This window comes from Gilliamella sp. wkB308 (assembly GCF_001690185.1).
Taxonomy (GTDB): domain Bacteria; phylum Pseudomonadota; class Gammaproteobacteria; order Enterobacterales; family Orbaceae; genus Gilliamella; species Gilliamella apicola_I.
In genome coordinates this window covers 451,927-473,545 of sequence record NZ_LZGN01000038.1, presented here as the reverse complement: position 1 = coordinate 473,545, position 21,619 = coordinate 451,927, and the positions used below count along the sequence as shown (strand labels likewise).

Below are 21,619 nucleotides of genomic sequence, written 5' to 3'. Positions count from 1 at the left end.
CAGGGCGACAAGCCCTGTTTTTTTAGGTATAAAATATTTTGTATTATAAAAAATATCGAATCAACGCCATAAAGCACATTCCTGTCACAACAATACACATCAGATTTTTCGTTAATAAAGCCACCAAAATAGTGGGAAGACTTGCTAAACAGTATTCAATCTTAACATCCGGAAAATGACCTTGTTTTGCCATAAATAGGTTTTGTACAAAAAGTGCCGTTAATATACAAAGTGGAACATACGATAAAAATCGAATCATAATATCAGGCAAATGTAACTTTCTAACAAGTATAAAAGGAATAATTCGAGGTAACCATGTTACCAATCCACATCCTATAATGATGAGTAAACTATAAGTAGTCATACATTACGCTCCATCGCTATTCCCATAAAACATCCAGCAAACGTGCTAATTAATATTGCCATTTCGGGGGATACAAATCGCATTAAGATGATCAGCAATACTGAAACAGTGAGCATAACAAGAATCTTGTTATAAATACTTTTCGTTTTGTCACCTATCAACTGTAAATAAAGTAGACCGATAAACATAGCCACTAAAGCATAATCCAGACCGAACATAGCAGGATCAGGTAACCATTCACCGATTAAAGCACCTATTAAGCAGGATAATATCCAAGCTACATAAGCGGTGACATTCAGTCCATGCATCCATATGGCATTGACAGGTTTATGATTAGCAATGGCATTCATAGCTACTGCAAAACTCTCATCCGTGAGCAAACTCCCCATTCCAATATTATTCAGTAACGAAAAACGGCGAAAATAAGGCGCTGTTGCCATGCTCATTAAAAAATGGCGGGAATTAACCAGAAAAACAGTAAAAATAATGGCTGTAATAGGTGTAGCAACTAACATTAACCCAGCAATGATAAATTGTGCTGCTCCAGCATAAACAATCACAGCAAGTAAAGTTACTTCTAAAATCGTTAAATTTGCCGATTTTCCTACAACGCCAGCAGCAATACCTATACCAACGTAGCCTAATAATGTTGGAATACAAGCATAAACACCATCTTTAAATGTGAGTGACATTAACGCATTCTCTTGATAAAAACTTCATCATAATTATTAACACGGCACTGTCAAACAATTAATGATTAATCTGAAAATTTATTTTAAATGAAGTGATTGACCAGTTTGTTATCTGTTTTCAGTCCAGACAAAATTCACTCATCATATACAGTATCACATTAAGATAATTACACTCAGTTATGTAGTTTGATCGGGTTTATGGTAATTATTAAGATAAATAGTTGGACTCTGCACCACTCCGCCTGTAAATTTGTTATAATCCTTTAAATTGTTTTTTTAAGATAATCAAAATCGATTTTATATGAAAAATAACATATCAAACCAGTATACTGGTACACTTTTTATTATTTCGGCTCCAAGTGGAGCAGGAAAGTCTAGTTTGATACGGGCTTATTTAGAGCAAAAAAATCAATATCCGGCAAAAGTTTCAATTTCGCATACCACCCGAGCGCCAAGACCAGGCGAAGAACATGGTGAAGATTATTATTTTATAGATCATGATCATTTTGAGTCATTGATTAGTGATAAGGCATTTGTTGAATATGCAAACGTATTTGATCACTATTATGGTACTTCGAAAGCAGAAATTGAGCAGAGCTTATTACAAGGAATTAACGTATTTTTAGATATTGATTGGCAAGGTGCACAGCAAGTTAGAGAAAAAATGCCTCAATCCAAAAGTATTTTTATCTTACCACCCTCGTTAGCAGAACTTGAAAATCGTCTCATTAAGCGAGGACAAGACACCGAACAAGTTATTCGCAAAAGAATGGCAAAAGCACAAGCTGAAATTTCACATTATCATGAATATGATTATGTGATTATTAATGATGATTTTAATACTTCATTAAATGCCCTTAATTCTATCATTATTGCAGCAAGTTTAGAGCGTGATAAACAAGAAGTAATCCATCAATCATTCTTCACAAAACTTTTAACGCACAATAATTAATAATCATGTTGATAAGTTGAGTACTAATCATTTCTAATTATTAAAGACACATATCGCCGATGTTATCGGCGATGTGTAAAAGCGGTAGCGTTAATTACCTAGTCCTTGATCAGCCTGATCATTCTGAATAAGTTCTATCTTATAACCGTCGGGATCTTCAACAAAGGCAATAATGGTCGTTCCACCTTTTACGGGACCTGCTTCACGGGTTACGTTACCACCAGCATGTTTAACGTCTTCACACATTTTGGCGACATCATCAACACCAATAGCAATATGACCAAATGCGTTACCATGGTCATACTCTTGCGTTCCCCAGTTATACGTTAGCTCAATAACGGAACTGACAGATTCATCATCATAACCGACGAAAGCTAACGAGTATTTGTATTCTGTATTTTCACTTGTTCTTAATACTTTCATTCCCATCACTTGAGTATAAAAGTCAATAGAACGTTGTAAGTCTCCTACACGTATCATCGTATGTAAAATTCGCATTGCTAGAATATTCCTTTTTATGAGTGAAATTCATATTGAGTTTATATGTTCATATTTAGTGACGCAAATTTTTTTGCTGTCATAGCAGGCAAAAGATTATCAATAGAATGATAAAATGCTTGATAATATGGATGAAGTAAAGTATGAAATCGCTTTCAGATAAACTAGATAGAAAGACTTTTATTTATACCAAATATAAACAAAAGTCTTGGAATGTAAACTAATAATAAATGGGTTAGTCTCTTTTATTGACAACTACTGTGTGGAAGTAGGATAACGAGGAGAAGCACTGATCTGCCTTCCATTACTCACTAATCTAACTTGTTGACCTACATAAAACTCTTTGGTTGTGCCTTTTTGCACAATCACAATATTTGCACCATTTGCTTGCTTAATTTCTAATTCAACCGCATTTGATTGGCTTGCTTTATCCTCAATTGTGTTACCAATTAATGCACCGCCAATCGCACCCGTTGCAACGGCTAAAGCTCTACCGGCACCATCACCAATGGTGTTACCAAGTACACCACCAATCACTGCACCACCTAATGAACCTACCACATTTTCACTTCGTCCGTTAGATGCATTCGTTTGAATTTTAACTGGTCTTACTGAAACAACAGTACCATAACTTACTTGTTGAACTTGTTTGGCTTGATCGGTTGTATAAACATCGCCAGAATAGATATCCCCGTTGCTACATCCTGAAAGGATAGCAACGATGATACTGGTTAAGACAATTTTTTTCATATTTGATTCCCCATATATATTATTGAAGTTATACTTTTTAAGTAAGATTAAGCATAATATTTATTTACAATAACAACAATATCTTTTTCATTATTTTATCAATAGATAATACAATTTACATTTAAGTTGGAGTATACTCAAGTCAATAGTTTATATGACATACAATAAGTATATGAAACGGTTATTTTTTCAATTATTATTATCAGTTATGATATCGGCCTGTCATAATTCATATCAACAACAAAAAAATGACGTAATAACAAACATTAAGCCGCAAGATCAGGTTCATAATGATTGTTTAAATAATAGCGTAACACAAAACTTACATAAAATTGACAATATTGCTGTACAAGGGTGTCCAGTAAGATAATCTAATAGGCATAATTAACATAATGAAAACTATCGAAATTGACGACGAATTATATAAATTTATTGCAGGACAAACAAAACACATCGGTGAAGATGCATCTAGTATATTACGACGTTTGTTAAAAATAGAAGCAGATCCTGTTAACTCAAACGCCAAAGTTCATTTAGAAAGTCATTACTCGATGTTCAATGATTTGTTAACTAGCGATACCTTTACGAATGAAAAATCGATTATCAGTCGTTTTTTATTATTACTTGCTGCGCTTTATAATTATAATCCAGCACTTTTTGCCATTGCGGCGACATCGCTTCATGGTAGTAAACGCCAATATCTAGCTAAAGATAAAAAATCTTTAGAAATTTCGGGTAAAAATACTAAACCTCGTGAAATTATTGGCACACCTTATTGGGTAATCAGTAATACCAATACGGCAAGAAAAATTTATATTATTGAATCTATCATGAGCGACATGGGGATTTCAGAAAATACTATTAACCAAATTAAAGATGTGTTTTCAACATCAGTGAAATAAAAATTCTGTGGTCACATATTAATCAGAAAAGCGCTGTAACCATTATCAAATGATTAAAAAATTATGTAGAGGAGCGAAACATGGCAAACCATAGCCGAGCGGGATTATTAGCTAAACCTTCTGATCTAATCAATGTGGAAACCTTACAAGATAACTATTATCGAATTAAACCCGATACTGATAATATCAGCCAATTAGTAATTTTCGGCACTTCAGGACATCGTGGAAGTTCAAATAAAGGCACATTCAATGAAGCCCATATTCTCGCTATCGCTCAAGCTATTGCTGAATACCGTAAATCCCACGGTATTACTGGCCCTTGTTTTATTGGTCAAGATACGCATGCTTTATCTGAATTAGCGCTCAAATCAGTGCTTGAAGTGTTCGTTGCTAATGAACAAACTGTTGTTATAGCACATGATTGGGGCTATACCCCTACTCCCGTTATTTCACATGCAATATTAACGTATAATCAAGATAAAAAATCACAGCTTGCTGATGGTATTGTCATTACTCCTTCTCATAATCCTCCTGAAGATGGTGGAATTAAATATAATCCAACAAATGGTGGCCCTGCTGATACTGACATTACAAAACAAATCGAAAATCGAGCAAATGAACTCCTTAAACAGCAATTGGACGGTGTGAAAAGGGTCTCATTAGACAAAGCTACTCATTCTCAATTTATTCATACCAAAGAATATGAAACTGATTATATTAACGATCTGGAAAACATTCTTGATCTTGCATTGATTAAATCTTCAACGCTTAAAATAGGTGTTGATCCATTAGGTGGCGCAGGTATTACTTATTGGCCTCGAATTGCTGAAAAGTATGGTTTGAATCTTGATATTGTAAATAACAAAATTGATCCTACCTTTAGTTTTATGCATTTAGATCACGATGAAGTGATCAGAATGGATTGTTCCAGTCGCTGGGCAATGGATGGTTTGTTGAATTTAAAAGACAAGTTTGATCTAGCATTCGGTAATGATACCGATTTTGATCGTCATGGGATCGTTACGCCAAAAGGATTAATGAACCCAAATGCTTATCTTTCAGCTTGTGTAAATTATTTATTTCAACACCGTCCTCTGTGGCATAAAGATGTTGCCATTGGCAAAACACTGGTGACAAGTTCAATGATAGATCGCGTTGCAAGCAGTCTAAACCGAAAATTTTTAGAATACCCTGTTGGTTTTAAATGGTATGCCCAAGGACTTTATGATGGTCAATTAGGTTTTGCCGGTGAAGAAAGTGCAGGCGCATCATTTTTACGAACGAATGGTAAAGTTTGGTCAACCGATAAAGATGGAATTATTTTATGTCTTCTGGCCGCGGAAATGACCGCCAAAATAGGCAAAAATCCTCAAGAACAATATCAACAACTTGAGGATAAATTTGGTATTTCTTATTATGGCAGAATTCAAGCACCTGCCACATTTGCTGAGAAACAAAAACTAGCAAAACTTGATGCAAGCCAACTGACAACCGATCAACTTGCAGGTGAAAAAATTAAACAATGTTTAACCACAGCGCCAGCTAATCATGCCCCAATTGGTGGATTAAAAGTTATCACTGAAAATGGCTGGTTTGCAGCCCGACCTTCTGGCACAGAAGATGCTTATAAAATTTATGCGGAAAGTTTTATCAGCAATCAGCATTTAGCCTTGCTTCAAGAAGAAGCGCAACAAATTGTGGCAAATGCCATTAAATAATTGAAAATAACAAAGCCGACGTTATGTCGGCTTTTAATTATGAATGAACAAAAAAATTTTATTGTTCTATTTTTCAGGTTGTTGTACATAACTTAATGAAATATGCTTAATATGCCCACATTGTGAACATTTGACAGTTAATGTTTTCAAAGTCATTGTACTTTATTTATATTCGTTAATTTCAAGTTATTTAAGTCTAAATTCGAAAAATGTACAGCAACAATAACAACGTCTAAACCACAATTGAGTTGCAGAATTAATTTATAAATTAAAATTAACTTTATCAACTTAATCAGTATAGTTAATGATGAGTGGTTTACTGTCTATGTAAGAAAAATTGGATAGATGTCATCATATCCCCAATAAATTGATGTTTTTTATTGAGGATGTGATTTAGTTTTTAGATTCGTGTTGGCTTTTTAGCCGTAGCTTGTCTTGATGATTTTGACAAGTTGTTGAGTTTAGTTCTTTTTGGTCTGAAACTACGTTTATCCGTTTTGGCGTCAATGAATGATTTGGATTCTTTTGCTAATCCGACAATATCACGTAGATAATTAACCGAATCAATACTTAACTCCATCCAAGTTCCTCGAGATAAACCTTTAGGCAAGGTTATATTGCCATAACGAATACGCAGCAAACGGCTTACTTGTACATCAATTGCTTCCCACATTCGTCGCACTTCACGATTACGCCCTTCTGTGATAACGACATTGAACCACTGATTTAAACCATCACCACCTTGCGCTTTAATTGATTTAAAAGAGGCTGGGCCATCTTCAAGTTGTACTCCTTTGCGTAATTGATTAACTTGTTGATCAGTCACATTTCCAAATACACGTACCGCATATTCACGTTCTATTTCATGACGTGGATGCATTAATCGATTAGCTAATTCACCATCTGTGGTAAAAAGGAGTAAACCGGAAGTATTAATATCCAATCGTCCAATATTGATCCAGCGAGCATTTTTTAAACGCGGCAAACGCGCAAAAACCGTTGCCCGCCCTTGAGGATCGCTTCGCGAACAGATTTCCCCTTCAGGTTTGTAATAGGCTAAAACACGACAAACCGTTTTTTCTTTACTTCTTAACTGAACTAAGTGTCCATTAATACGAATTTTAGGGTTAGCATTCACATCAACCCTGTCACCTAATGTTGCAATTTTTCCGTCAACGCTAATTTTTCCTGCGGCAATCATCGCCTCAATTTCACGACGTGAACCATTACCTAAATTAGCTAGCACTTTTTGCAACTTTTCAGTATTGTCATTTACTTTTTTCATATTTTCCTCGCTACCTTCACAGGTATCAGATTAACCATATCTTTGTTCGTTTTGTGAAAAACGACGATTTACTTATTTTGCTTCACTAGCATTACAATTAATACGATTGAGCTTAGCTTCACTAACTTAAAAATGAGTAGTGTTCACCAAACAAAATCACCAGATTATCCATAATATGAACCTCAATATTTTAAAAATTACCCATTAAATAGCTTCGATGATTCATTAATCATAATGCTTTTAATAGTGGATTCTCGAAAAATTTGATCACGATTCAAAAGGCTTTATATCACCACTTCCTTGACGAATAATATCAGGGTAATCATTTGTTAAATCAATAACGGTTGTTGGTTGTTGACCGATATAACCACCATGGACAACAGCATCAAGCAGATGCCCAATTTTATCCTCAATTTCATCCGGATCGGATTGCGCTTGCTCTTCATTTGGTAAAATTAACGTTGTGGTCATCAATGGTTGCCCTAATAGATCCAGTAGCGCTAAATCAATTTTATTGTCCGGTATACGCAACCCAATGGTTTTTCGTTTGTCATTCATCAACCGACGTGGTACTTCTTTACTTGCAGGTAAAATAAAAACGTATTTACCGGGCGTATTATTTTTTAACAGTCGAAATGTGATATTATCGACCATTGCATAGGAAGATAATTCCGATAAATCACGACACATCAATGTAAAATTATGATATTTATCAAGCTGTCGTATTTTGCAAATACGCTCAACACCATTTTTATTATCAAGCAAGCAACCTAATGAGTAACCAGAATCAGTAGGAAAAGCGATAACGCCACCATCATTTAAGATTTTAACAACCTGTTCTAATAATCGATTTTGAGGATTGTCCGGATGTATATAAAAAGTTTGGCTCATAATGTTCTTCTATATTAATATTAAATTTAAAACACTTTTTACAATGTCAGATTGGCTATCATTGAGGTTGATAGCATGTTAACTTAAAGCAATTTTAGTCCATATTAATTTAGTTTCCAATTATGCCAAATCGGTTTGACACTGCCTGGCAAAGGGGGCGTTTTTCCTAAATCTAAATAGTTAACCAGATCATGAAAATCCGAACCTTGCGAAGCAAGCAGTTCAAATTCGCTGGCTAATTTAGCTAATCGCTGTAAGTCGTCTTGTGTTTGTCGGCTTTGCGAAACTTCAATAGCATCACCACCCCAATTTTTGAAATCATTAATTAATAATTTCAATTTAGTACCAGTTAAATCATAACGGCTCGGGTGCGCTAATACTGCAAGTCCACCTGCTACATGAATCGCCGTGATTGCCTCTTCAATACTACACCATTTTGCTGGCACATAAGCATAACCACTTTTTCCAAGATATTTTTTAAACGCAGCTTTCACATCTTTGACCAAACCTTGAGCAACAAGAAATCGGGCAAAGTGTGCACGAGACACAATATCCCCCTTAGAAAATGTCTTTGCTTGTTCATAAGCGTTATCAATATGTAACTTAGCCAATTTATGGCTAATTGCCATTGCGCGATCAATCCGACCTTGTTCTTGAGCTTGAAGTAATGTCAACAATTGTTGATTTTCAATATCAATGTTTAATCCAACAATATGAATTTCATTATTTTTCCACGCGGTTGATATCTCAACGCCACTCACCAGTTTAATTGGAAGATTTTCAGCTAAGATCAACTTTTGCGCTTCAGGAATTCCTTTTATGGTATCGTGATCCGTTATCGCTAATATGTCAATTTGGTTATCGACAGCACGTTTAACCAGCTCGCTTGGTGATAGAACACCATCAGAGGCTATAGTATGAGAATGCAAATCTACGATCACTTTTTTCTCGAAAATTATTTTTAAACGTGTAATATACCACACAATTTGCGTGACCACTAAAAGGTATATTATGAAAGATCAAATTCTGCTTGCCCAACAAGATACTCAATCAATTATTGATGAACTTTTAGAAGATGGAAGTGATCCCCATGCGCTGTATTTGATAGAACATCATATTTCTTCAGAAAACTTTGATAAACTTGAAAAAGTTGCAGTAGAAGCCTATAAATTAGGTTATGAAGCAACAGATCCTGATGAAGATGTCGATGATTTTGGTAATGTTATTATTGGTTTTGATATCATCGCTGAAAGCCCCCTCAGTGCTGATTTAATCAATGCACAGATTGCCCAAATTATGACGTTGGCGCATCAATTTAATGTGAATTATGACGGTTGGGGTACATATTTTGAAGATGGGAGTGATGATATTTTAGACGAAAGCGTCTTTGATAATGAAACGCTACATTAAATTCTAGACATTATTCATTAATCCATTTCCATTTTTATCCAAGAATACTTGGATAAAAATGGTAAATTAGTTAGTTATTCGTTTACTTGTTCAACACGACTCACTCTTTTCAAATCAGCTGATAAGCTACGTACCAATACCGTATCATCGTTTTTAATGGTTACAGGATCGGTATATCGATGCCAATTTTTACCATTATCCGTCGAATATTCTATAATTAATCCTGGAAAAACAATATTAGCATTAAGCTGATTGTTCTCAATTTTAGCCCCAGGGATTGGTAATCGATAATTTATTCCCACTAAATCCAATTTCGCTAATTCTCGCTGACCAACTAAGTTAGCAAAACGTACCCAGTCTTGACGTAATTTTTGTTGATCCACATACTGTGTTTTACCTTGTATGAATTCACGATCTTTTTGATAACTAAGTTCCCAATCGGCTTGGTGCCACGCTCTTTCTGCCACCGCTAGCAAACGTGGAAATGCCATATATTCCATTTTATTATCGCTACGAATATCTTCTGTCCAAATTTGCGCAGATAATCCGTAAGCGCCCGACCAATTAAGTGTGCCCTTAGCGGTAAATGGATTGCCGTCGCGGTCTAACGATGTTTCAGCATTTTGAGGTAAGTTATCAGGCGCAAAACTAAATATTTTACGTTCATCATTATAACGTGTAGCCCAATAATAACCGCTTTCTTTCGGATTGACTTCATATGGCATATCTAAATAAACATAATCCGGATTTGAAATAATGACTTGATAGCCTTTATTTCCCCATTCGTTGACTGAGTCAGCCCCACCCCAATAAAGAGTATCCCAAAAGTTCACCGTGACTTTATCCACAGCAAAGGATTTAGCACTGTCGGCATGTTTCATGCCGTCTTGCCAAGCCTGCATATGGTCAATACCATGTTCCTTAATGATAGTACTAACCTGCTCTGCGAAATAACTTGGTAGATGTTCAATTTGTTTGACGACACCTTTAGATACAAAAGCTTGGCAAGCTTGTGATTTAGCCCATGGATGGTCTTCGTTGCTTTGATCGATAATGCCTTTAAAAGCAACTTTTTCATTAAGCTGTAAATCTTGGTAACCAGATCCTAAATGGATATTTTTAGCTTCATCACCACCAAAATGCCACGTTGTCAAAGGTTGGCCTGCTTCGATGTGCATGTTAGCTATTTCATCAATAATTTTATTTACAAACCGTTTGGACGAGTCAAGACAAGGGTTTAAATAGCTTAATCGGTTATAAAATTGAACAGTTGTCGTGTTAGAAGTATCCGTTGGGTCAACTAAACGGAATTCGTTCGCTTGCTGTGCTTTGCCTTCTTTCATTAATCGGTTATAACGTGCTTCCATAGAGACAATCGCAGCTCTAGCATGAGCTGGCATATCAATTTCTGGGATGACCTCAATAAACCGAGCTTTAGCGTATTTAATAATTTCAATATAGTCTTGACGACTTAAATACCCAGAGCCCGATGTATTACTGTCAGGTCCAGATCCTAATTGAGGAAGTAAACAATTTTGTTCAGTAAGATCATGGCAACGTTTACTACCAATTTCGGTTAATTCTGGTAATCCTGGGATCTCAATTCGCCAACCTTCATCATCACTTAAATGAAAATGAAATTTATTCATTTTATATTTTGCCATTTGATCTAATAAACGCATAATGGCTTGTTTCGATTTAAAATTACGCCCAATATCAAGCATGACACCACGATATTCAAATCGAGGTGAATCAATGACATTAAGAGTTGGAATGGTATGAGAACGATCGACATAAATTGTTGATAGAATAGATTGTATCGCATAAAAAATTCCAGTCTCATCATAAGCTGTAATGGTTGCTTTGTCTTTGTTGATTTCTAGCTGATAAGCCCCTGCTTGCTTTTGGGGAAACTGTTGAGGCTCGATTATTGCCTGAATATTAAAACCTTGTTTAGTAATTGGGATATTTAATGCTTTAAATTCAGCCTGTATAACAGCTAAACTGTCTTGATTTAATCCATTTAAAACTAAATTTACCCCTTGAGAATTGAGCGTTATATCTTCATTTCCAATTGATATTTTACTTGGTGTTGGCAAGATTTGCCCACGTAATGCTTCTGCCGATAAGTTTTCAATATCGGCATTATATTGAAAACGATTTACGGGGGTCATTAAAATATTATGATCATCAGCCGTTCTTTTCCAGTGTTGATTAATTGGCGACACAAATGCCGATAAATTATCAGAATCTGTATCGGTATTGGCTATAACTTTAGGGGTTGCATTGGTCGATGTCACATACCAACGAGGCATAATATCACTTTCGCTCAAGATCCAATATTCACCAATCATAGGAATTTCGATGGTGCCTTTGGCAGGAAAACCAACAAATTTATCCGTCGGCTCAATTTTATGAAGATCGCCTGTAAGGTGTGTAATTTTAAACTGATCATTATCAACGGACAAAATCATACGAATACTACTAAAATAAATTGCCCAATCTTTATCATTAATTGCTGAACCTTTATTTGTTAACGAAATAGTCACTTTATTACATGCAGCCCAGTCCGCACCTAAAGCAGCACAATTGATACCATGATCATTTGCCTGATTATCATTAACAGTATATTTAACATTAAGTTGAGCACTCATTAAATCAACTGTTTTTTGATTTGCATAAGCTGATTGTGTCACGCCTACACTTAATAAAGAGGCTATCGAGGTTGCAAGTATTGCAGTTTTAAGCTTTTTCATTATTTTTTTACCTATTTTTGTTTTGCATTAAATATAGTGAATGGAACGGTAACAATAAATTTGATATCTCGCTCATCTTGGAAGATATTGCCATAACCTTCACTCCAGCTTGGTATTTTTGAGTGATTGTTATATTTGGTATAATGTAACTGGAAAGAGGTGTTTTTAGCAAAACCCTGTGGTACTGTATAACTTAAATCGAAGTTATAAGCTGATTCAATCAATCGTCTTTTTTGGTCAAAATCTTTATTAGTACTTGGTTTAGCATCCCAACCATAAGCATACGAAGCGCCAGTTCTCCAACCAGATAAATAGTGTGATAGATGACTTAAATCATAGGTAACTTCTGCAAATAAGGCTTTTTCACCATTGGCATTAAAATCTGAACGTGAATTCCACCACACATCTAAACGACCATTTGAGGAAGCATAATCAGGCGTCATTCGTTGTAAAAAGAATCCTTGTTCACCTTCTGCTTTAACTGCAACACCTTCAAGACGTAATCCTACTGGTCCCATTTGATAACCTAATGTCGCTGCTTGTAACCATGCTAAACCATCGTATACTTTTGCTCCCTTATGAGACTGATCTTTCGCACCATAAAATTGATAACTCATTGTTAACGGGTTATCAAGAATATCTAATTGATAAGACGCTTTACCAAAAAACTGATTCATATAGTTATGTGATTGACCAAACGCGCCTTCTATTACGACATTATTTTTAAAATCATACTTCAAACCTGCAGAATGTAAGTAATCGATCTTTCTTCCTTTTTGCCATTGTCTAAATTCATAAAGTCGTTTATACCAAGGTGCTTTATATTTATCTGCCCACATATAGGACATGGATAACACTCCCGCAGAGTCAAAATCAAGCTTTGTACCAAATTCAACGCCTCGATAAGTGCCCGGTAATAAACTCCAGTGTGGAGCAAGCAACGTTTGTCCCGACGGTTGAATATACCCAGCTTTAAGCCAAAATAGTTCATCAAGTTTGAAGTTCAGTTGAGCTTTATAGAAACTAAGACCACTAATATCTTTTTTCCAATTTTCGTCCCAACGGTTATTAGCACCACTAAAACCGATTTCATTAGGATGACCATTACCACCGTTACTGACTTCCCAAGCACCATAGCCGCCCAGTTCAAAAGCAAACATATCGGCAATATATCCTGTTTTAAAATCCAGATTTGTATTGAAAGATGTATGTCTTAGGTTTTTTTCATATTTATGTTGAGTAACATTCTTTCTTTCCCGATCACGATTCCAAAAAAAGACATTACCGGTTAATGAAGCATCCTCAACAAATGGATGGGTATATTCTGCTTGAGCAGGCAACGCACTGATTAAAATGGAGCAAGGCAAAATAAGCTTGGTGATACGACTGAGTGAACGAGTGGTTAATAGGGGATTATAAAAATTCATATCTGCTTCCTTGAAATGACTTTTTTAAATCAACGATCAGATTAGTCCGTTAACAACTTATCTTTATGGATTAAAAAATCATTTTCTACCTAAAATCAATTAAATACGACAAAATTAATGTCAATCTTTTATACAAACAATCTGGTTAAATTTACTAAATTAATCTAAAACACCTGTTAATAAGGTATTTCCATAATGCATAAACATATTTTGGTTATCAAATTAAATGTTGTTAAATCGTGATCCGAATCACCAAAACACCCCTTTTTTTTTCTATTTTTTCGATAAATATCACAACTTTTTTTATTTTAAAAAATAAGAAATGATTAATAGTGTTTTGAATTAACCAATACGATCGCTTAACGCATTCGGATGTATAAATACTATGTTTAAATAAATTTGCTTGTCAGGAATGAAAAGATAGGAAGGGGAAAAAGAAAAATCAAAAAATTATTTTTACCAAAACTGTGATTAAACCCTATTGATAAAATTGAATTTATTAATAGGGATTTAATCATATCAATCAGTTTTAATTTTCAGTGTTAATTTCATCAAAACTTTTTACTAGCTCATCAATAGCTTTCATCTGTTTTAAAAATGGCTCAAGTTTAGCTAATGGAAGTGCTGAAGGTCCATCACATTTTGCATGACTTGGATCAGGATGTGATTCTAAAAATAGCCCTGCTATACCCACTGCCATGCCTGCACGAGCAAGTTCGGTCACTTGTCCACGACGTCCACCAGATGCTGCTCCCATAGGATCACGACATTGTAAGGCATGAGTGACATCAAAAATTACCGGTGAACCATGACTGGCTTTTTTCATGATGTTAAAGCCAAGCATATCAACCACTAAATTATCATAACCAAAGCAGCTACCACGATCACAAAGAATGATTTGAGCATTGCCTGCTTCCTCAAATTTTTCAACTATATTGCCCATTTGTCCGGGACTCACAAATTGTGGTTTTTTAACGTTAATGACGGCACCTGTCTTCGCCATTGCCACAACGAGATCGGTTTGTCTGGCTAAAAAAGCCGGTAATTGAATAACGTCAACAACATCGGCAACAGGTTGGCACTGTTGTTCTGTATGAACATCAGTAATGATTTTTACGCCAAAATGTTGTTTTAATTCTTGAAAAATCTTCATGCCTTCTTCCAATCCTGGCCCTCGATAGGAGTGTACAGAAGAACGATTCGCTTTATCAAACGAAGCTTTGAAAATATAAGGGATGTTGAGTTTATCTGTGACCGTCACAAAGTGCTCGCAAATTTTCATTGCCAAATCACGTGATTCAAGCACATTCATACCACCAAATAATACAAATGGCAGATCATTTGCGACCGTAATATCCCCAACTTTTACTTGTTTTTGCTTCATCATATATTGTTTCCTAATTAAGGTTTGAACCAACGACCAAGCGTCACTCGATCATTGCCACTATAGTCTGTGAAGGTTTCAACTAATTGAAATCCATGTTGTTTGAAAATCGTTTGTACCGCAGAGCCTTGCTTCCAACCATGCTCGATCAGTAACCAACCATATTGATTCAGATGTTTGGTAGCTCCTTTGACAATTAACTTAATATCCGCAAGTCCATCGTCGTCCGACACAAGGGCTGTTCTTGGCTCATAACGAACATCACCTTGCGATAGATGAATATCAGTTGGCTCAATATAAGGCGGATTTGATGTTATCATCGAAAATTTACGGGTTTTGAGTGGTTTATACCAATCGCCTTGTAAAAAATAAACATTATTTACACCGATTTGTGTCGCATTTTGTTGAGCTAATATTAGCGCATCTCGATTTTTTTCAACAGCAGTAAAAAGGCAATCTCGGCGCTCTGTTGCCATAGCAATGGCTATGGCTCCTGTACCTGTTCCAAGATCTAAAACTTCACAGGGAATTTTAGGTAAGTATTCTAATCCCAACTCAACTAATTTTTCGGTATCGGGTCTTGGGATCAAAGTACAATCAGACACATTAAATTTTAAAGACCAAAACTCTTTTTCACCGGTAATGTAAGCAATCGGTTCACCCGCTTGCCGACGCGCTAAATATGCATTGAGGCATGTTAACTCATCGTCTGATAATGAAGTTTCACTAAACGCCATTAAAAATGTTCGTGTTTTGTGCGTCACAAAACTTAATAGTATTTCCGCATCACGTTTAGGGCTTTCACTATCTCTTAAAGTCTGAGATGCATATTTAAGCCACTCTAAATAAGTCATTCATCTTGTTCCGATAATGCAGCAAGCTGGTCTGCCTGATATTCTTGTACAATTGGATCAATCAACATTTCTAACTTGCCTTCCATGACTTCATCTAAGCGGTAAATAGTCAAATTGATACGATGATCTGTTACCCGACCTTGTGGATAGTTATAGGTTCGAATGCGGTCTGAACGATCACCAGTACCTAAAAGGTTACGTCTGGTCGATGCTTCTTCTTGTTGACGTTTTCGGGTTTCAGCGTCTTGGATTCGTGCTGCTAAGACCGACATCGCTTTAGCTTTATTTTTATGTTGAGAACGTTCATCTTGGCATTCAACCACAATTCCTGTTGGAATATGGGTAATACGAATAGCTGAGTCGGTTGTATTAACGTGCTGACCACCTGCCCCAGACGAACGATAAGTGTCAATTTTTAAGTCGGCAGGATTAATTTCTGGCATTTCTGCTTCAGGAATTTCAGGTAACACCGCAACCGTACATGCCGAAGTATGAATACGACCTTGCGATTCTGTTTCAGGGACACGCTGCACACGATGACCGCCCGATTCAAATTTTAAGTTACCATACACGCCATCGCCACTGACTAACATAATGACTTCTTTATAGCCACCATGCTCACCTTCATTGGCACTCATAATCTCAACTCGCCAATGGCGGGATTCTGCATATCTTGTATACATTCTTGCAAGATCGCCAGCAAAGATTGCTGCTTCATCTCCACCAGTTCCAGCTCGGACTTCAACAAAGCAGTTGTAATCATCATTAGGATCTTTAGGTAATAATAAAACTTGTAACTGGTTTTCTTGCTCTTCGATACGGTTTAACGCTTCATTTAACTCTTCTTGAGCCATTTCACTCATTTCAGGATCGGCAAGCATCATTTTAGCAGTTTCAATATCTTCTTGCGTTTGCTTCCAACTTGTAAAACATTTCACCACACCCGTTAATTGCGCATATTCTTTAGAAAGAGTACGGAATCGATTTTGATCGGCAATCACCGATGCATCAGACAATAACGCTTGAACCTCTTCGTAGCGCTCTTGTAAAGTTTCTAACTTACTGATAATTGAGGGTTTCATATAAAAGTCTATTTTTAATCGTGAATAAATGAATTTGCGGGGCATTATATACTTAATCGCCTTTAAAATACAGTTTCCCTACTTTTTCATCCTATCAACTCTGAATAATGCAATGAAATATCTCAGAATTTTATTTTAAATACAGACATTCAAAAAGTGTTATTCATTTCACAAAAATCACTTTTTAATCTTTTCAAAAATTTGCTTAGTCGTTACTATGATTCAGTTGATTGATTACTTTGTTAAAAGGTCTTTACTCTATTCAACGTTTTTTATGAAAACAGGAAAAGATAACTAAAGTTAAGAAGGGCTAAGCTTAAATATCAATATTCGCATCACATTCACTCTATTATAGGTGATAATATGAAGCAAACGATATGGAAACTTGAAAATTGTATTAAAGATTATGATTGGGGAAGTATCGATAGTATCACAACCTTATTTGATATTAAAAACCCAAGCCAAAAGCCCATGGCAGAAATATGGATGGGAATTCATCCGTTAGGGTGTTCAAAAGCCATCGGCGTAAATGGTGAAAAGATCAGACTTGATGAGCTTATTTGTCAAAATCCACTACAGGTACTGGGTAAAAACACTTATCAACTTTTCGGCACACTTCCCTATTTATTCAAAGTACTTGCAGCAAATAAACCCCTTTCAATTCAGGTTCATCCGACTAAAGCTGATGCTCAAAAAGGGTTTGAAAAAGAAAATAAATTAGGTATTGACCTTCATTCGCCAAACCGAAATTTTAAAGATCCTAATCATAAACCAGAATTATTGTATGCACTCACGCCATTTAAAGCCATGAATTCATTTCGACCGATTGAGCAAATCTTGGCATTTTTTTCGCAAATAAAAATCCCCATCTTTAACCATGAATTAGCACAATTACACAACAATCCTAATCCAAAACAACTGAAACATTTTTTTCAATTCTTGTTAAATCTCTCACCAGACCAAAAATTACAAGCTATTCATCAATTATTAGCCTGTATTAGAAGTTTCAATCAAGCCCCTTTTTTAACCGTTCAAACACTGGTAAAAGATTATCCTAATGATATTGGTTTGTTTATGCCACTAATTTTAAATGTGATTGAACTTAAGCCAACGCAAGCAATGTTTTTACACGCCCAAACACCGCATTGTTATTTATCGGGGACGGGGTTTGAAGTGATGGCAAATTCAGATAATGTTTTAAGAGCAGGTTTAACCCATAAGTTTATTGATATTGATGCACTAATTGAGAATACTAACTTTAGTAGTACTGATGCTAGTGAACTGCTAAGCAATCCAAATATTAATCATAATAAAATTGATTTTCCTGTTCCCGTTAATGATTTTAAATTTGAAATCATTCAAAGTGATCTTCAATTAAGAAAAGAAAAAGTCAGCAGCCCTCAAATCCTATTTTGTATGGATGGCTCAGTTACTTTGACAACAAAAAATGAAGTACTCACTTTAAATAAAGGTGAATCGGTATTTATTGCATATCAAGCTCAATATTATAGTTATAGCGGGAAAGGATGTTTTGCGAAAGTGAGTAATTAAAAAAAAGCCGTCAATTATTGACGGCAAAAATTTTAAGATAGATAGAATGACTGAATATAGACTATTTTTTTACTGCTTTCGGATTCGGTAAATCAGTTACCGTTCCTTCATAAATTTCAGCAGCAAGTCCAATTGATTCATGAAGTGTTGGATGCGCATGAATAGTTAAGGCGATATCTTCGGCATCACATCCCATTTCAACCGCAAGGGTAATCTCTCCGAGCAATTCTCCCCCATTAGCACCAACTACTGCGCCACCTAAAAGGCGATTATCTGCTTTATTGAAGATCAGCTTAGTCATCCCTTGTGAACAATCCGATGCGATAGCTCGCCCTGATGCCGCCCAAGGGAAGATAGACACTTCATAATCGATACCCTTTTCTTTCGCTTCTTTTTCGGTTAAACCGACCCAAGCAACTTCCGGCTCAGTATAAGCAATAGAAGGAATCGTTTTTGGATCAAAATAGTGTTTTTTGCCCGCAATCACTTCAGCAGCCACATGTCCTTCGTGAACCCCTTTGTGCGCAAGCATTGGTTGACCAACAATATCACCTATAGCATAGATATGCGGTACATTGGTGCGCATTTGTTTATCGACTTCAATAAAACCACGATCGGTTACGTTCACGCCTGCTTTTTCAGCACTAATTAGTTTTCCATTTGGCGAACGTCCAATTGCCACTAATACTGCATCATAAGTGTGTGTTTCAGTGGTTCCGTCTTTTTTCTCCATAGTGACGTAAATCGCATCATGTTTTGCTTCAACCGTCGTCACTTTTGTTTCAAGACGTAGGGTGAATTTATCCTGAATCTGCTTAGTAAAGACTTTGATCACATCTTTATCAGCTGCAGGAATGACCTGATCAAACATTTCAACCACATCGACTTCTGAACCTAAGGCATGATAAACCGTACCCATTTCAAGTCCAATAATTCCCCCACCCATTAATAATAATTTTTTAGGAATGGTTGTTAAAGCTAGCGCATCTGTTGAATCCCAAATACGAGGATCATCATGCGGAATAAAAGGTAATTTAATTGGTCTGGATCCAGCAGCGATAATAGCATTATCAAACGTAATTTTAGTAATACCTTTTGCAGAAGTCACATCCATAGTATGACTACCAGTAAATTGCGCTTCGCCCTGAATAACATTGACTTTACGCATTTTAGCCATACCTGCTAATCCATTAGTTAACTGATTAATGACCTTTTCTTTCCAACCACGAACTTTATCCAGTTCGAGTTTAGGTGTACCAAAATGAATTCCATGCTCTGTCAGCGATTTGGCTTCGTCCATAACTTTGGCTACATGCAAAAGTGCTTTAGAAGGTATACACCCCACATTTAAACATACACCACCCAATGTAGAATAGCGCTCAACTAACGTTACGTCTAATCCAAGATCGGCGGCACGGAACGCTGCAGAATAACCTGCTGGGCCTGCACCTAAAACCACCACTTGTGTTTTAACTTCTTGACTCATAATTTATTCTCCTAAACTACATCACTAATCGACGTAAGTCAGATAAGACGTTAACAATATGGCTTAAGAAGCGTGCACCATCTGCACCATCAATCACACGATGATCGAATGACAGAGATAGAGGTAACATTAAACGTGGCGTAAACTCTTTACCATTCCAAACTGGTTTCATACTTGAGCGTGACACCCCTAAGATACCAACTTCAGGTGCATTCACTATTGGCGTGAATGAAGTTGTACCAATACCACCTAAACTTGAGATAGTAAAACATCCGCCCTGCATATCCGCACCCGTTAATTTACCTTCACGAGCTTTTTTCGAGATTTCGGCAAGTTCACGAGATAACTCAACGATGCCTTTTTTATTCACATCTTTAAATACCGGCACAACTAAACCATTTGGCGTATCAACCGCTACACCAATATTGATGTATTTTTTAACAATTAAGGTTTGTGCATCTTCTGATAGCGAACTGTTAAAACGTGGATAAGCAGTTAATGCACTTGCCACCGCCTTCATAATAAACACTAACGGCGTGATTTTAAGGTCGAGTTTTTTCTTCTCTGCTTCGGCATTTTGTTGTTTACGGAATGCTTCTAAATCCGTAATATCTGTTTCGTCAAATTCAGTAACATGTGGAATCATAACCCAGTTACGATGTAAATTTGCGCCTGACACTTTTTGGATTTTAGTTAGTGGCAAGGTTTCAGTTTCACCAAATTTGCTAAAATCGACTTTCGGCCATGGTAATAATCCCGGTAATGCGCCGCCTGCTGTACCACCTTCAACTTGTTTCACCGCATTTTTAACGTAAGCTTGAATGTCTTCACGTAGGATTCGGTTTTTAGGCCCTGTAGGTGATACTTTAGCTAGATTAACCCCAAATTCACGCGCTAAACGACGAACAGATGGCGTTGCATGTGCATAAGCATCATTTTCAACAAAATCATTACTTGTCGTTGAAGAAGCTGTGACAGCCGAAGTAGAAACATTACTCGCAGGTGTAGAAACCGGCGCTGATTTTTCAGGTGCTGGCGTTGCTGTTGTAGCTTGAGCAGGCGCACTGTTTGCAGCAGTTTCAAATTCCATAATTTTGGAACCTGTCTTCACTTTATCGCCAACTTTAACTGTGATTGTTTTAACCACACCTGCAATTGATGCAGGTATTTCCATTGAGGCTTTATCACCTTCAACAGTAATAAGTGAATCATCAACCGATACAGTATCACCGACTTTCACTAAAATTTCGGTCACTTCGACTTCGTCACCACCAATATCGGGTACATTAACATCTACCGTTTGGCTCACTGCTGCCACTTGTGGGGCAACATCGACTTTCGGGGCTGATTGTGCTTGAGCTGGCGCAGATTCTGCGCCATTCTCGGTATCAAATACCATAATATCGACACCAGTTTTAACTTTATCGCCGACTTTTACAGAAATAGATTTTACAATCCCTGCTTGTGGTGCTGGGATTTCCATTGAGGCTTTATCGCCTTCAACTGTTAACAATGATTGATCAACTTCTACCTTGTCTCCCACTTTTACAAGAATTTCGGTGACTTCGACTTCATCACTGCCAATGTCAGGTAATTTAATTTCAATACTCATGTTGG

At 36.4% G+C, this 21,619-nt stretch carries 19 protein-coding genes; 5 read left to right on the top strand and 14 right to left on the bottom strand.

Features of this window, described 5'->3' with window-relative positions:
- Positions 1 to 43: 43 nt before the first annotated feature.
- Entirely contained in the window at positions 44 to 364 is a 321-nt protein-coding gene (locus A9G10_RS10010) for an AzlD domain-containing protein (protein WP_065559386.1), read from the bottom strand.
- A complete protein-coding gene (locus A9G10_RS10005; protein WP_065559385.1) occupies positions 361 to 1,056 on the bottom strand; it encodes an AzlC family ABC transporter permease in 696 nt (231 codons plus the stop codon). The genes A9G10_RS10010 and A9G10_RS10005 overlap by 4 nt, the downstream gene beginning before the upstream one ends.
- Positions 1,057 to 1,357: 301 nt before the next feature.
- On the opposite strand from A9G10_RS10005, the gene gmk reads away from it, so the two are divergent.
- Positions 1,358 to 2,008, top strand: coding sequence for a guanylate kinase (gene gmk, locus A9G10_RS10000; RefSeq protein WP_065559384.1), 651 nt, complete (start codon positions 1,358 to 1,360; stop codon positions 2,006 to 2,008).
- A gap of 90 nt (positions 2,009 to 2,098) precedes the next feature.
- Here the strand turns inward: gmk and gloA are convergent, their stop codons facing one another.
- Together gloA and A9G10_RS09990 are read right to left on the bottom strand one after the other, a co-directional pair.
- On the bottom strand, positions 2,099 to 2,506 hold the full coding sequence (gene gloA, locus A9G10_RS09995; protein WP_065559383.1) for a lactoylglutathione lyase: 408 nt from the start codon (positions 2,504 to 2,506) through the stop codon (positions 2,099 to 2,101).
- Positions 2,507 to 2,761: 255 nt separating this feature from the next.
- Positions 2,762 to 3,256 carry a glycine zipper 2TM domain-containing protein gene (locus tag A9G10_RS09990; protein WP_065559382.1) on the bottom strand — a complete coding sequence of 165 codons (495 nt, stop codon included), beginning with the start codon at positions 3,254 to 3,256 and terminating at the stop codon, positions 2,762 to 2,764.
- Between the two features lie 392 nt (positions 3,257 to 3,648).
- Here A9G10_RS09990 and A9G10_RS09980 point away from each other — a divergent pair, with 392 nt between their 5' ends.
- A complete protein-coding gene (locus A9G10_RS09980) occupies positions 3,649 to 4,158 on the top strand; it encodes a hypothetical protein (RefSeq protein WP_065559380.1) in 510 nt (169 codons plus the stop codon).
- Positions 4,159 to 4,238: 80 nt separating this feature from the next.
- A complete protein-coding gene (pgm, locus tag A9G10_RS09975) occupies positions 4,239 to 5,876 on the top strand; it encodes a phosphoglucomutase (alpha-D-glucose-1,6-bisphosphate-dependent) (RefSeq protein ID WP_065559379.1) in 1,638 nt (545 codons plus the stop codon).
- Positions 5,877 to 6,276: 400 nt separating this feature from the next.
- Here the strand turns inward: pgm and rluB are convergent, their stop codons facing one another.
- From rluB to rnm, 3 genes are all read right to left on the bottom strand, one after another.
- Entirely contained in the window at positions 6,277 to 7,161 is an 885-nt protein-coding gene (rluB, locus tag A9G10_RS09970) for a 23S rRNA pseudouridine(2605) synthase RluB (protein ID WP_065559378.1), read from the bottom strand.
- Between the two features lie 267 nt (positions 7,162 to 7,428).
- Positions 7,429 to 8,052, bottom strand: coding sequence for an L-threonylcarbamoyladenylate synthase (locus tag A9G10_RS09965; protein ID WP_065559377.1), 624 nt, complete (start codon positions 8,050 to 8,052; stop codon positions 7,429 to 7,431).
- Between the two features lie 104 nt (positions 8,053 to 8,156).
- Positions 8,157 to 8,993, bottom strand: coding sequence for an RNase RNM (rnm, locus tag A9G10_RS09960; RefSeq protein ID WP_218837388.1), 837 nt, complete (start codon positions 8,991 to 8,993; stop codon positions 8,157 to 8,159).
- A 70-nt stretch (positions 8,994 to 9,063) separates the two neighbouring features.
- Here rnm and rraB point away from each other — a divergent pair, with 70 nt between their 5' ends.
- Positions 9,064 to 9,462 carry a ribonuclease E inhibitor RraB gene (gene rraB / locus A9G10_RS09955; RefSeq protein ID WP_065559376.1) on the top strand — a complete coding sequence of 133 codons (399 nt, stop codon included), beginning with the start codon at positions 9,064 to 9,066 and terminating at the stop codon, positions 9,460 to 9,462.
- A gap of 74 nt (positions 9,463 to 9,536) precedes the next feature.
- Here rraB and A9G10_RS09950 read toward each other — a convergent pair whose 3' ends face one another.
- The 5 genes from A9G10_RS09950 to prfA form a co-directional block, all read right to left on the bottom strand.
- Complete coding sequence (locus A9G10_RS09950; protein ID WP_065559375.1) at positions 9,537 to 12,218, bottom strand: beta-N-acetylhexosaminidase; 2,682 nt, start codon at positions 12,216 to 12,218, stop codon at positions 9,537 to 9,539.
- Between the two features lie 11 nt (positions 12,219 to 12,229).
- Positions 12,230 to 13,645, bottom strand: a complete 1,416-nt coding sequence (locus A9G10_RS09945; RefSeq protein ID WP_065559374.1) for an OprD family outer membrane porin — start codon at positions 13,643 to 13,645, stop codon at positions 12,230 to 12,232.
- 529 nt (positions 13,646 to 14,174) lie between these two features.
- Entirely contained in the window at positions 14,175 to 15,029 is an 855-nt protein-coding gene (kdsA, locus tag A9G10_RS09940; protein ID WP_065559504.1) for a 3-deoxy-8-phosphooctulonate synthase, read from the bottom strand.
- A 17-nt stretch (positions 15,030 to 15,046) separates the two neighbouring features.
- Entirely contained in the window at positions 15,047 to 15,883 is an 837-nt protein-coding gene (gene prmC / locus A9G10_RS09935) for a peptide chain release factor N(5)-glutamine methyltransferase (protein ID WP_065559373.1), read from the bottom strand.
- Entirely contained in the window at positions 15,880 to 16,965 is a 1,086-nt protein-coding gene (gene prfA / locus A9G10_RS09930; RefSeq protein WP_065559503.1) for a peptide chain release factor 1, read from the bottom strand. The genes prmC and prfA overlap by 4 nt, the downstream gene beginning before the upstream one ends.
- A gap of 363 nt (positions 16,966 to 17,328) precedes the next feature.
- On the opposite strand from prfA, the gene manA reads away from it, so the two are divergent.
- Positions 17,329 to 18,516 carry a mannose-6-phosphate isomerase, class I gene (gene manA, locus A9G10_RS09925; RefSeq protein ID WP_065559372.1) on the top strand — a complete coding sequence of 396 codons (1,188 nt, stop codon included), beginning with the start codon at positions 17,329 to 17,331 and terminating at the stop codon, positions 18,514 to 18,516.
- A gap of 61 nt (positions 18,517 to 18,577) precedes the next feature.
- Here the strand turns inward: manA and lpdA are convergent, their stop codons facing one another.
- A complete protein-coding gene (gene lpdA, locus A9G10_RS09920) occupies positions 18,578 to 20,002 on the bottom strand; it encodes a dihydrolipoyl dehydrogenase (protein ID WP_065559371.1) in 1,425 nt (474 codons plus the stop codon).
- Between the two features lie 16 nt (positions 20,003 to 20,018).
- Complete coding sequence (aceF, locus tag A9G10_RS09915) at positions 20,019 to 21,614, bottom strand: pyruvate dehydrogenase complex dihydrolipoyllysine-residue acetyltransferase (RefSeq protein WP_081299179.1); 1,596 nt, start codon at positions 21,612 to 21,614, stop codon at positions 20,019 to 20,021.
- Positions 21,615 to 21,619 lie beyond the last annotated feature (5 nt).